10 protein-coding genes are annotated in these 11804 nt (G+C 64.9%); 1 reads left to right on the forward strand and 9 read right to left on the reverse strand.

Features of this window, described 5'->3' with window-relative positions:
* Positions 1-17 precede the first annotated feature (17 nt).
* From ACKLLE_RS12150 to tssB, 9 genes are all read right to left on the reverse strand, one after another.
* Entirely contained in the window at positions 18-560 is a 543-nt protein-coding gene (locus ACKLLE_RS12150; protein ID WP_064304257.1) for a toxin-antitoxin system YwqK family antitoxin, read from the reverse strand.
* Complete coding sequence (tssI, locus tag ACKLLE_RS12155; RefSeq protein WP_420058128.1) at positions 557-2563, reverse strand: type VI secretion system tip protein TssI/VgrG; 2007 nt, start codon at positions 2561-2563, stop codon at positions 557-559. The genes ACKLLE_RS12150 and tssI overlap by 4 nt, the downstream gene beginning before the upstream one ends.
* Before the next feature lie 67 nt (positions 2564-2630).
* Positions 2631-5189: a type VI secretion system ATPase TssH gene (gene tssH, locus ACKLLE_RS12160; protein WP_420058129.1), complete on the reverse strand. Its 2559-nt coding sequence runs from the start codon at positions 5187-5189 to the stop codon at positions 2631-2633.
* 2 nt (positions 5190-5191) lie between these two features.
* Positions 5192-6217: a type VI secretion system baseplate subunit TssG gene (gene tssG, locus ACKLLE_RS12165; RefSeq protein ID WP_420058130.1), complete on the reverse strand. Its 1026-nt coding sequence runs from the start codon at positions 6215-6217 to the stop codon at positions 5192-5194.
* Positions 6181-7983, reverse strand: a complete 1803-nt coding sequence (tssF, locus tag ACKLLE_RS12170; RefSeq protein ID WP_420058131.1) for a type VI secretion system baseplate subunit TssF — start codon at positions 7981-7983, stop codon at positions 6181-6183. The genes tssG and tssF overlap by 37 nt, the downstream gene beginning before the upstream one ends.
* Positions 7967-8404 carry a type VI secretion system baseplate subunit TssE gene (tssE, locus tag ACKLLE_RS12175; RefSeq protein WP_420058132.1) on the reverse strand — a complete coding sequence of 146 codons (438 nt, stop codon included), beginning with the start codon at positions 8402-8404 and terminating at the stop codon, positions 7967-7969. Before tssE ends, tssF begins: the two co-directional genes overlap by 17 nt.
* A 4-nt stretch (positions 8405-8408) precedes the next feature.
* Positions 8409-8906 (reverse strand): Hcp family type VI secretion system effector, encoded by a 498-nt coding sequence (locus tag ACKLLE_RS12180; RefSeq protein ID WP_009395379.1) that lies wholly within the window; start codon positions 8904-8906, stop codon positions 8409-8411.
* Positions 8907-8984: 78 nt separating this feature from the next.
* Positions 8985-10478, reverse strand: a complete 1494-nt coding sequence (gene tssC / locus ACKLLE_RS12185) for a type VI secretion system contractile sheath large subunit (RefSeq protein WP_420058133.1) — start codon at positions 10476-10478, stop codon at positions 8985-8987.
* Positions 10479-10536: 58 nt separating this feature from the next.
* The gene (tssB, locus tag ACKLLE_RS12190; RefSeq protein WP_064304263.1) at positions 10537-11106 is read right to left on the reverse strand and encodes a type VI secretion system contractile sheath small subunit; all 570 of its coding nucleotides are present in this window, start codon (positions 11104-11106) and stop codon (positions 10537-10539) included.
* Positions 11107-11307: 201 nt separating this feature from the next.
* On the opposite strand from tssB, the gene ACKLLE_RS12195 reads away from it, so the two are divergent.
* On the forward strand, positions 11308-11778 hold the full coding sequence (locus tag ACKLLE_RS12195) for a hypothetical protein (protein ID WP_064304264.1): 471 nt from the start codon (positions 11308-11310) through the stop codon (positions 11776-11778).
* Positions 11779-11804: the final 26 nt, after the last annotated feature.

Consider the following 11804-nt stretch of genomic DNA (forward strand, 5'->3'; position numbering starts at 1 on the left):
AAAGCAGATCCCGGACCTTATTCCGCCCCATTGGTCCACCACCACTTCAACCGCGAAACCGGTTTCCCCGCCGCATTCAGCGGCCGGCCATCCTCGGCATATTTCTGCCCCGGATCCAGCGCCTGGCCATTGAGGTACTGCGCCCTCATCGCCAGCTTGCCGTTGGGGTGATACCGCTGCTGCAACCCCTCGCGTACACCATTGCTGTACAGCTCGCGCTCGGCCACGCTGCCGTCGGGAAAGTAGCTGACCGCCTCGCCATGCAGCAGCCCGCGGCGGTAGCTGGCTGACCGCAGCAATTGGCCGTCCTCGCCGTAGAAGCTGGCCACGCCTTCCAGCTTGTCGTTGCTGAACGGCAACCGTGCCGAGACCCGGCCATTGGCATGGAAGGTCTGGCTGACCCCGTGCAGCACCCCGCCGGCATAGTTGAGGCTGGCCTGGGGCCGGGCGTTTTCCTCGATGCGCAGGGGGCCATCGAGGTCACCCTCGAGCAGCCGCCCGGTAAGCCGCGAGTCGCCGCGTTCAAGCTGGAAAGCATCACCCCTGGCGGTATTCTTCAATTGATCTTCACCAGTCCGCCCTTGATCGTCAGCATGCCGCCGCCGTCCACGGTCTGTTCAGCGCCACCCTTGTTGGTCAGGCTGACGCCGGCGTCGTTGGTCATGGTCGTGCCGGCCTTGTTCTCCAGCGAGGTGCCGGCCTGGTTGGCGAAGGAGGTACCGGCCTTCTGCGCGATCGACGTACTGGCCTGCACCGCCAGGTCGGCGCCGCTCTTGATGCTGAAGCTGGCACCGCTTTGCAGGGTGATGGATCCGCTGACCTTGATGCTCAGGTCGCCATCGATGGTCAGGCTGTAGTTGCCGCTGACCTTGTCGGTGTAGTTGCCGCCGGTCTGGTGGGTCTGGTCGCCGCCGACGGTGACGGTGCGGCTGTCCTTGACGTCGAGGCTGTCGCTGCCGGTCTGGATCGCCACCGTACGCTTGCCCTTTTCCAGGGTGATGGTTTCATCGCCTTCCTTGACCGTGCGGGTCCGGGCGTTCTTCACCGTCTGGGTTTCGTCGTGGCCGATGTCCACGGTGACATCGTTGAGCACCTTGGTATTGAAGTCCTTCTGTGCCTGGAGGAACACTTCCTCGCTGTCCTTCTTGTCGTCGAAGCGCAGGGCGTTGAAGCCGCCGCCGCCCTTCGACGAGTTGGTCATGATGCCCGATTGGGTCTGGTTTTCCGGCAGGGGCCAGGGCGGCGTGTTGTCGCCGTTGTACACGCAGCCGCTGACCAGGGGGCGGTCCGGGTCGCCATCGATGAAGGTAACGATCACTTCCTGGCCGACCCGGGGCACGAACTGCATGCCGAAGGCCTGGCCGGTCCAGGGCAGGACCACGCGGACCCAGCACGAACTGCTTTCGTCGCCCTTGCCGTCGCGGTCCCAGGGAAACTGGATCTTGATCCGGCCATGTTGGTCGGTCCAGATTTCCTCGCTGGCCTTGCCGACCACCCGGGCGGTCTGGGTATGCATGCGCGGCTTGGGCGTGACCCGTGGCGGGCGGTAGGCGGTGGCCTTGGGGATTGCCTCGAAGCGGTTGCGGTAATGCTGGTGATCGACGTCGTGGGTGACCGAGGTCACTACCCAGTCGCTGTTCAGGGCTTCGTCGTCATGGCCGCTGAGGGAGAAGTAATGGCCGGGCACCAGCCAGCGGCAGTCGCTTTCGCCGATGAAACGCTGCTCCTGGCTGCGCAGGCCGTCGACCCGTTGCTTGGTCAGGGCATCGCCGCGGGCCTTTTCGATGTAGCCGCCGGGGTGTTCGTAAAGGTTCAGCGGCCCGGCCTTGGCTTCGGCCTGGCTGTACAGCTCGGTGGTGGGTGTGGCGAAGGTGTAGTCGCTTGCCGAATAGACCCCGGCGACCGCCTGCATCACCCGTTGCCCGGAACGGATGCCGTGCAGCTCGCGCACCCCCATGCCCTGGCCCAGGTACTGGATGGCCGGGCCGTTGGGGATGGCCGGGAAGGCGTCGTTGTTGTCCGCCAGGACCAGGGTATGCACGCCAGCGTCGTGGGTGAAGAACCAGAAGATGCCGTCTTCCTCCAGCAACCGCGAGACGAAGGCGAAGTCGCTTTCGCCGTATTGCACGCAGTATTCCCTGGCCGTGTAGCTGCCGTTCAGGGACAGCTTGTAGTCGCTGAAGCCGTGGGCATCGAAGATCTGGCTGGCGATGTCCGCCGTGGTCAGGTTCTGGAATACCCGGTTGTTGCTCGCGAGGTTGAGCCACCACAGCCAGGGCCGCAGCAGCAACTGGTAGCGGTCGGCGCTGGCATCGGCCGGCATCTGGCGGATCTCGGCCACCAGGCCGTCCAGCGGGCGCACTTGCTCGTCGTTGTGCAGGGTGACGGTGACATGGCTGGCGACCGCGTCAGCCAGGGCCAGCGCCGCATCCGAGTGCCCGCGCAGCATCTGCATGCCCAGGCCATTGAGCAGCTCGGTGCCGCTCAGCGCCTCGGGATAGAGATCGGGCAGGGCACTGGCGCTGAGGTAGAGGCTGGTGGTGCTGTCGGTGGCGCGGGGCATCTAGGGTTCTCGGGATGGATCGGGCAAAACTGCGACTGTACACGGTCATGGCACGCTTACGGCGCTTTTACTCAAGCGCCCACTCCGCCAGTTTTCCGGTGACCTGCTTCATCAGCACATTTTCGATATCCCGTGCTCCGGCGCCGCTGCATTTACCGAGTACCGCCTTGACGATGCCGCGGTCGAAGTCGAACTGCTTGCCGGTGGCGGCCTTGTAGCGTTCGCGCAGTTTCTCCAGCTTGGCCAGGACGATACCTTCCAGCGTGGCCTCGTCCAGCGGGTGGTAGGGCACCACGGTCATCCGCGCCAGGAACGCCGGGCGGAAGGCCTGCAACAGCACCTTGTGCAGGCGCTCGTTGAACGCGTCACCGTCCAGGTCGGCCTTCGCCGTGTCGAGGATCAGCTCGGCACCGACGTTGCTGGTGGCAAGCATCACGGTGTTCTTGAAATCGACGATCAGGCCGCTGCCGTCTTCCATGACGCCCTTGTCGAAGACGTTGTAGAAGGCTTCCAGCACATCCGGGTGGGCCTTTTCGATCTCGTCCAGCAGCACCACCGAATAGGGTTTGCGCCGCACCGCTTCGGTGAGCACGCCGCCGCTGCCGTAGCCGACATAGCCGGGCGGGGCGCCCTTGAGCTGGCTGACGGTGTGGGCTTCCTGGTACTCGGACAGGTTGATGCTGATCAGGTTGCGCTCGCCACCGTACAGGGCGTCGGCCAGGGCGTAGGCGGTCTCGGTCTTGCCCACGCCGGTGGGGCCGGGCAGGAGGAACACGCCGACCGGTTTCTGTGGGTCGGTCAGGCCGGCACGGTAGGCCTGCAGGCGCTGGGCGATGGTATCCAGCGCGGCTTTCTGGCCCATTACCCGCTGGCCCATGCGCTGGCCGAGGGTACGCACGGCATGGGCTTCGTCGGCGAGCATCTTGCCCACCGGGATACCGGTCCAGCCGGCGATCACCGCAGCGACGATCTTCGAGTCGACCTGCTCGGGTACCAGCGGATCATCCTGGCGAATGGCATCCAGGCCCGCCTCGAGCCGCAGCAGTTCGGCGGCCAGGTAATCGATGCGGCTGTCGGTGTCGGGGTCGCGGCGCTCACCGTCGGCGTCGGCCTTCTCGCTCAGCGCCAGCAGCTCGCGGCGGGTTTCGAGCAATTCGCGCACGGCTTCGCGCTCTTCGCTCCAGCGGCTTTCCAGCTCGCGCATGGCGTCCTGGTTGAGGGTCAGTTCGGTTTCCAGGGTGGTGATGCGGTCGCGGTGATCCTGGCCGGTGGCCTGCTCGCGACGCAGGCGCTGCAGTTCTTCATCGAGGCTGTGCTGGCGGTGGCGCAGGTTTTCCAGGGGCGGCGGCACGTCGTGCTGGCCGAGGGCAACCCGGGCGCAAGCGGTGTCGAGGATGCTGATGGCCTTGTCCGGCAGCTGGCGCCCGGAAATGTAGCGGTGCGACAGCTTCACCGCGTCCTGGATGGCGCTGTCCAGCACCAGCACGCCGTGGTGCTGCTCCAGCCTGGCGGCGATGCCACGCAGCATCTGCACGCAGGTGGCTTCGCTCGGTTCTTCCACCTGGACCAGCTGGAAGCGTCGGGCCAGGGCCGGGTCCTTCTCGAAGTATTTCTTGTATTCCTGCCAGGTGGTCGCGGCCAGGGTACGCAGCTCGCCCCGGGCCAGGGCCGGCTTGAGCAGGTTGGCCGCATCGCTGCCACCTTCGGCGCCGCCGGCGCCGATCAGGGTATGGGCCTCGTCGATGAACATGATGGTCGGGCTGGGTGAGCTGCGCACGGCGTCTATCACGCCCTTGAGGCGCTGCTCGAATTCGCCCTTGACCCCGGCCCCGGCCTGCAGCAGGCCGAGGTCGAGTACCCGCAGGCAAACGTCCTGCAGGGCCGGTGGTACGTCGCCGGCGGCGATGCGCAGCGCCAGGCCTTCGACCAGCGCGGTCTTGCCCACGCCCGGCGCACCGACCAGGATCGGGTTGTTCTGCCGGCGGCGCAGGAGGATGTCGATGCATTGGCGGATCTCGCCTTCGCGACCGATGATCGGGTCGATACGGCCTGCCCTGGCGTCGGCGGTGAGGTCCTGGGTGTATTGCTCGAGGATCGGATCTTCGCTGCTGTTCGCCGCGCCCTTGCCACGCTTGGACGGCGCTGGCTCGGCCGGTTGCTCGCGGGAACTGCGGGTCAGTTCCTGGAACCGTGCGCGCAGGCTGTCCAGCGGGATGGCCAGCAGGCCGGCGGCGCTGTTGAGCAACTGGCTGCGCAACGCCTCGCGCTCCAGCAGGGTCAGCAGCAGTTGCCCGGAGCGGATACGCTGTCCGCCGCCGCGAATACTGGCCTGGAGCACGGTTTCCTTGAGCAGGTCGATGGTCTGCGCCGACAGCGATGGCGTGCGGGTATTGCCCGACTTGAACAGCTCCAGGGCCCGGTTGATCTGCTCGGCCAGCGCGTCGCGCTCGACCTTGAAGGGCGGCAGCAGGCAGGCCAGGTCACCGCCCTGGATTTCCAGCAGTTCGAGGAGAAAGTGCTCCACCTCGACGAAATGATGGCCGCGCTGCAGGCAGCGCTGGGCCGCGCGCTCCAGGGCGTCGCGGGTATCCGGGTTCAAACAGGCGATCAGGCTGCCGAGTTCCATGTTCACTCCCTGTCGGGTTGGCGCAAGCGGGTTTCGATGCGCTGGAGCTGATCCGGATCCGCGCGGCGGCGGACACCGTTGTTCCAGTTCAACCGGGTATCGTGCTGGCGGCCCAGGTGGAGCACGGGCGCACCCTTGATTTCGAGGACCAGCCTGCAGTCCAGGTCGGGACCGAAATACAGCGCGGCGAGGTCGGCCAACTGCCCGTGTACGTCGGCGCCGGGCAGCAATGAGTCGGCCTGGGCCTGGCTGAGCGGGCTGAACGTCAGGGTAATGCCGGCGTGCTCGTCCCAGATGTGCTTGCCGGCGATCGCCGTGCGCCCCAGGCTCAGGTTGCGCCGGCCACGGCCAAGCACGCTGCGGCTGCCGGGCAGTATTTCGCACCAGGCGCCGGTGTAGGGGGCGATGCTCAGCGGTAGGCCGAAATGATGGCGGACGATGGACACGAAGCCGGCCAGCGAGCGCCGTCCGCCGGCAAGCAGGGCGGTGCGCGCCAGCAGCACGGCGTCCGGCAGGCCCTGGCGCTCGTGCAGGCCTTGGGGCAGCAGGCCGCTCAAGGCACGCAGTTGCCGATGCACCGGGCTGGCCTCGGGCCTGGCGAAACCGAAGGCGATGCGATGCTTGCGCAGGGCGCGGTAGAGCAGGCTGAGCAGGCGATGCTGGAACAGGTCGAGAAATTCCGCCGGGGCATGGTCGCGGGCCACGGCACGCTGTTGCAGCCATTCCTGGAAGGCGTAGGGCAGCGGGCCGTCAGGGCCGCCGAGGCCGAACACCGGGGTGCTCAGGATCGGCCGCGGATCCGCCGCGTCATGGCTGAGCTTTTCCACCTGTGCCACGGCAAACACCGGGGTCAGCGGGCCACGCAGGCGCACCGCTTCGTTCTGCGGGACGCTGCCGCAGCCGAGGGAGGTGGCCTTGCGGTTCTCGTGTTCGAGGATCAGCAGGGCCTGGAGCAGCTCGAAACCTTGCGGGCGCTCGCGCAGTGTCTGGCTCAAAGGCTCAGGGGCATGCCGGCTTGCGGGCTCCATGTCTTGATTTCCTTGGTGGGGTCATCGGCATCGACCAGTACCGTACTGATATAGCGGTTGGCGGTGGCATAGAGCGAGAAGAATTGCGCCAGCACCGCAGAAAACAGCACGGTGCTATGCCCGGCGAAGTAGGTCGGGTCAAGCTGGATGCGTACTTCCAGGCCCTTGCGCCAGCCGCGCCAGGCATCGTTGCCGACCTGGGCGACGCGCCGTTCGCTGCTCAGGCTCTTCAGGCCGTCGATCTGCCGGCTGGCGCTGGCTTCGTTGCGCAGGTTGTGCAACACCAGGATTTCCCGCAGCGCCCCCAGGGCTTGCGGGCCTTCCACCAGCGACAGGTGATTGAGCGTGAGCTGCGACACCAGGCGCCAGCGCGACTGGCCGTCCAGTTTCGGTACCCCTTGGGCGCTGGGCGGGTTGACCAGGTATGCGCTGGCTGGTGCGCCGGGGCGCTCGAAGGATAGCCGGGTACCGGCCGCCAGGCTCTGCGCCAGATGGCGGTTGGTGCACAGCAGGTCGGCACTGAGGCTGAAATCCCAGGCCTGGCGCAGCGGATCGAAGCCGGGATCGACCAGGCTGATCATCATGTCGCTGCCGATGCGGTTCGGGGTCAGCCCATGGATGCGCCGGGCGTGCCAGTACCGGGTGGCAGCGCTGCCGTGCTGGCTGCCGTAGTAGGGCGCCAGCGGGCGCACCACGCCATCGGCGCCCAGGGCACGCAGGCTGCGGATGCTATGGATCTCGACGCTGTTCTCACGATGGCTGTCGGCGACCAGGCGGTATTCGCTGCTGCGTCCGTCCGGGCGCAAGGGCTCGGAGGTGCGGCGGAACAGATTGATCGCCGGGGCGCAGCCCAAGGCGAAGTCGCCGGGCTGCAGAAACAGGTGCGTGGGTGCCGGGCGGTCGAACACCAGGTACAGCTGCAGGCTGCTGCCCTCGACCTGGCGCGGGTCCAGGGGCAGGTCGAAGAAGTGGAATTTCTCCGGGAAGGCGAAGTACTCGGCCAGCAGGCGCAGACCGGGGTGTACGCCGTCCTCCTCGGGCAGCAGTGCCTCGTGCTCGGCAAAGCCCACCACCTGCGGCAGGCGGTCCAGGCGCAGCAGGCGCTCGCGGCTGGCGCCATTGCACACCGCGATGGTATGGGCGCCCAACAGGTCGTAAAGCGCGGCATTGACCATGGGCGATGCATCGAGGTGCACGCGCAGGTGGCGCAGGTCCAGTTCGTTCCAGGACGCCTTGCCCAGGCAATCGATACGCAGGCGCAGGGCCGACGCGGCCTGGTGCAGCCCGGTCAGCTCGCGGGCCTCGTCGGCGCCGAGCAGCACCGCTTCGCTGATCTGCAACGGCCATAGGTTGACCTCGGCGCCGGTACGAAAATGCAGGCTGTCGCCACGGGTCGTGGTGACGAACAGGGGCGTGTCGCGGGGCAGGGCATAGCCACTGGCGAGCGCGCCCTTGGTCAGGTCCGGTTCGAAGCGCACGATGGCGCAGGAAGGCAAGGGGCGCAGGGCCAGCGGGTAAAGCTGTTCGAGCAGGGCGTCGCTGAATTCGGCGTAGTCGTCGTCCAGGCGCCGTTGCAGGCGTGCCGAGAGCAGGGAGAAGCCTTCCAGCAGCCGTTCCACATGAGGGTCCTGGCTCTCTCCGGGCGACAGCTCAAGGCGCCGGGCCACCTTGGGATAGCGCTCGGCGAAGGCGCTGCCGGCGTTGCGCAGCCAGGTCAGCTCGCGCTGGTAATAGTTGAGCAGCAGCGGGTCAATCGAGTCGCTCATGGCTGACCTCCACCGCCGAGTCCTGCTTGTCCAGGACAAAGGCCACCGGCCATTGCTGGCCACCCTGGCGCAGCATGCCGCTGACCAGGATATTCAGCCGCCGTGGTTGTCCGGCCACCTGGCGTACTTCGACCTCGCCGGCCTTCAGGCGTGGTTCGAAGTGGTTGATGGCGGCGCGGACCTCCCGGGCGATGCGCCGGCGATCGTCGCTGTTGCTGGCCTGCAGGCCGCTCCAGTCGCCAATGCCGTAGTCCAGCACCGTGGGCGGCGTGCTCAGCGTCGGGCCCGCACGGCGGCTGTTGAGCAGCCGCGTCAGTTCCTCGCGGACCGAATCGGCCAGGGCCTGGCGGTCGAGGGTCGGCGCCTCGCCCGCAGGGTTGCCGAGGCGTTCGAACAGCAGGGGGCGGTGACCGCTGGACATCTACTCAGGCACCGGCCTTGTTCAGGGTCATGTCCCAGCTGGTGCCCGCCACGCCTTCCTTGGTGCCGTCGTCTTTCTGCGTGGTCAGTTCCCATTTGATCTTGGTGAAGTTCAGGGAAATCGTTTCCACCGGCTTGCCACCGGTGCCGCCGCTGACGCTGACATTGGAGAAGATCACGTTGGTCAGGGTGTAGACGATGAAGGGCATGATCTGCCCGCTGCTCTCGGCGGCGTTACGGCCGACGGTGATCTTGGCCTCGGCCACCGGCTTGCCGGAGACGCAATAGAGATTGAGGTTGGGGGTGGAGGTATCGATGAACTTGGTCAGGGTGAATTCGCCGACGAAGGGCTTGCCCGACGTCCGCTCGGTGTTGCTGACGTCGTTGGTCACCTGCATGGCAACGTTGTGGCTGTAGGACATGATCTCGATCTTGTCCTTGTAGCCTTCGATCAGCGAGTCACCTTTGATGTCGTCGCCCAGATCCAGAATGATCGCATCCATCGCGTGAAGCTCCTGCAGTCAGAAAATTCGAATAGGTAGGGAAAGCACTCCTGCGGGCCGGGCCCGCAGGAGCCAGGGTCAGGCAGCGACCGGTGGTGGCAGGGTGGCTACCAGGCGGATCGAGGCGGTCAGTTCTTCGAGCTGGAAGTGCGGACGCAGGAACACCGTGGCACGGTAGGCGCCCGGCTTGCCGGCGACCTCGGTCACATCGATGCGGGCTTCACGCAGCGGGTACTGGGCCTTGATGTCCTGGGGCGCGTTGTCGTTGACCAGCACGTAGTCGGCGATCCAGTTGTTCAGGTAGGTCTGTACGTTGTCGCGGGTCATGAAGCTGCCCACCTTGTCACGCATGATGACCTTCAGGTAATGGGCGAAGCGCGACGACGCCAGCACATACGGCAGCATCGAGGAGATCCGCGCGTTGGCATTGGCCTCGTTGGTGTTGTAGGTGCGTGGCTTGTTGGTGGTCTGGCCGCCGAAGAATACCGCGGTACCGGTGTTTTTCTTGTGGCACAGGGCGATGAAGCCGAGGTCGTTGAGCTCCTTCTCGCGGCGGTCGGTGATCGCCACTTCGGTCGGGCATTTGAGGGTCAGGTCGCCGGACGCGGTCTTGAAGGTGTGCTGCGGCAGGTTGGTCAACGCGCCACCGCTCTCGGCGCCGCGGATCGCCGCTGCCCAGCCGAACCTGGCGTAGGCGTCGGTGATGCGCCGGGCCAGGGCCCAGGCGGCGTTGCCCCACAGGTACTGCTTGCCGTCCGGGTTGCTGACGTTCTCGGTGAAGTTCATGCCCTCCACCGGCAGCGTGTCCGGGCCGTAGGGCAGGCGCAGGAGGAAGCGTGGCAGCACCAGGGACACGTAGCGCGAGTCCTCGGTATTGCGGAAGTCCTGCCAGGGGCCCAGTTCCAGGCTCTCGAACAGCTTGGCCAGGTCCTTCGGTACGCCCAGGTCGGTGAACTGCTTCATGTCGAACAACAATGGGCTGGCCGCGGCGATGAAGGGCGCGTGGGCATTGGCGGCGACTTCGGACAGCTTGCGCAGCAAGGCGATGTCCTGCGGGTGGCGGCCGAAGAAGTAATCGCCGACGAGGACGCTGAACGGGTTGCCACCGAAGGTGCCGTATTCCTCTTCGTAGATCTTCTTGAAGAGCACGGTCTGGTCGAAGTCGACAGCGCGGGTCAGGTCTTTCTTCAACTCGTCCTGCGACACGTTGAGCAGGCGCAGTTTCAGGCGGGTGCTGGTCTCGGTGTTGCTGACCAGCATATGCAGGCCGCGCCAGGACGCTTCGAGCTTCTGGAAGCCTTCGTCGTGGAGGATTTCGTTGAGCTGGTCGCCGATCAGCTTGTCGATCTGCTCGATGCGGTTGTTGATCAGCGCGCGGGTGTCAGGGTCTTCGCCCTGGCTGACGGTGAGGGCCTTGTCGAGTACCTGGCTGGCGAACTCGGCGATCAGGTCCTGGGCGTAGACCTTCTGGCTCTCGTCATGAATGATCTGGCCTTCCTGGATGATCTTTTCCAGCAGGGTCAGGGTCTGGGTGCTGCCTTCGCTTGGATTCTCGGTGCTGGACGCGGGCATGGTGAAGTCTCCGGATGCAAGGGGAATGATCGGGCGGGCGAATCAGGCGTCGGGCCGGTTACTTGGTTTCCGGGGTTTCGCCGGTATCCGCGTCGTCTGTCTTGTCTTCGGGCTTGGCGTCGGTTTTCGCCGTGGCATCGGAGCGAGCCGCCTTGATCAGCTCAAGATCCTCGTCGGCACTGGACAGCACCTGCTTCAGCATTTCATCGAGCCTGTCGTTGCCATCGAGCTTGGTCAGCAGATCGCGCAGGCGTTCGCGGGCACCGAACAGCACCTTGAGTGCATCGACTTTTTTCACCACGTTGATCGGATCGAAGTCTTCGATCGACTCGAAGACCAGCTTGGCGCTAAGAGGGGAGTTGCCGCCGCTAAGGGTGTTCTTGACGTTGACGGTAACGCTGGGCTTGATCGAATTGAGGACCTGGTTGAAGTTGTCGCTGTCGATCTCGACGAAGCGACGCTCATTGAGTTTTTCCGGGTTGGGCGTGGCGCCGGAAAGGTCGGCCAGAATGCCCATGACCAGCGGCAGTTCCTTTTTCTCGATGGCGTTGCCGATTTCGACGTCGTAGGTGATCTGCACACGAGGCGGACGAACCCGGCCCAGCTTGTGCTGAATACTCTCTTCCATAGTGGCTGACTCCGATGCAGAAGGCGGGCGCAATGCAACGGTTTCCCACTGATCGCATTCCCTTGCTTAGACCGCGGAGCGGACACACTCGCGTTGGAGGATCCTGTTTTCCGCAATCACCTCAATTCGTCGTGGTGGCGAATTGGCATGGATGCTATAACAGGCATCCGGAAATGCAAATAAAACTTTTCTTGGATCATTATGCGTCTTAAGAAGTTCAAGTTTTTAAGGATGGCGGTGATACTTTCAGGCTTGGCCTACATGGCCGGCTGCGCCTATTTTGGATCCAGGGTAAGTGTCGACGGAGTTACCCTCGATGTTGCTTTGCGTGCAAATGATGACTCGCCCATCGCGGTCGACTTTATTGCCGTCAACGATAATGATTTGCTTGCAAAGTTATCGGGACTTACAGCAAAACAATGGTTTGCAACGCGCGATCAATATCAGCGCGACTTTCGTCAATATCTTTATGTCTGGGGTTTGGAACTGGTGCCGGGACAGTTGATTGAATCATCGACCTTCCCGCTGGACGGAAAACCCTCGGTAGGGCTCGTGGCCTTTGCCAATTACCAGAGCCCGGGCGCCCATCGCCTGCGCCTGGAAGACCAGCGCAGCATCCGCTTGAAATTCGATGCGCGCGAGATGACCCTGCTCGACCAGAACCTGCGCTGAGCGCGGGCGCGTTTGCACAGATGCCA

The sequence above is a fragment of the Pseudomonas bharatica genome (assembly GCF_048586865.1).
Taxonomy (GTDB): domain Bacteria; phylum Pseudomonadota; class Gammaproteobacteria; order Pseudomonadales; family Pseudomonadaceae; genus Aquipseudomonas; species Aquipseudomonas bharatica.

Coding starts and splice junctions, on each gene's coding strand:
- tssI (WP_420058128.1), bottom strand. CDS start 2,563: ATGCCCCGCGCCACCGACAGCACCACCAGCCTCTACCTCAGCGCCAGT.
- tssH (WP_420058129.1), bottom strand. CDS start 5,189: ATGGAACTCGGCAGCCTGATCGCCTGTTTGAACCCGGATACCCGCGAC.
- tssG (WP_420058130.1), bottom strand. CDS start 6,217: ATGGAGCCCGCAAGCCGGCATGCCCCTGAGCCTTTGAGCCAGACACTG.
- tssF (WP_420058131.1), bottom strand. CDS start 7,983: ATGAGCGACTCGATTGACCCGCTGCTGCTCAACTATTACCAGCGCGAG.
- tssE (WP_420058132.1), bottom strand. CDS start 8,404: ATGTCCAGCGGTCACCGCCCCCTGCTGTTCGAACGCCTCGGCAACCCT.
- ACKLLE_RS12180 (WP_009395379.1), bottom strand. CDS start 8,906: ATGGATGCGATCATTCTGGATCTGGGCGACGACATCAAAGGTGACTCG.
- tssC (WP_420058133.1), bottom strand. CDS start 10,478: ATGCCCGCGTCCAGCACCGAGAATCCAAGCGAAGGCAGCACCCAGACC.
- tssB (WP_064304263.1), bottom strand. CDS start 11,106: ATGGAAGAGAGTATTCAGCACAAGCTGGGCCGGGTTCGTCCGCCTCGT.
- ACKLLE_RS12195 (WP_064304264.1), top strand. CDS start 11,308: ATGCGTCTTAAGAAGTTCAAGTTTTTAAGGATGGCGGTGATACTTTCA.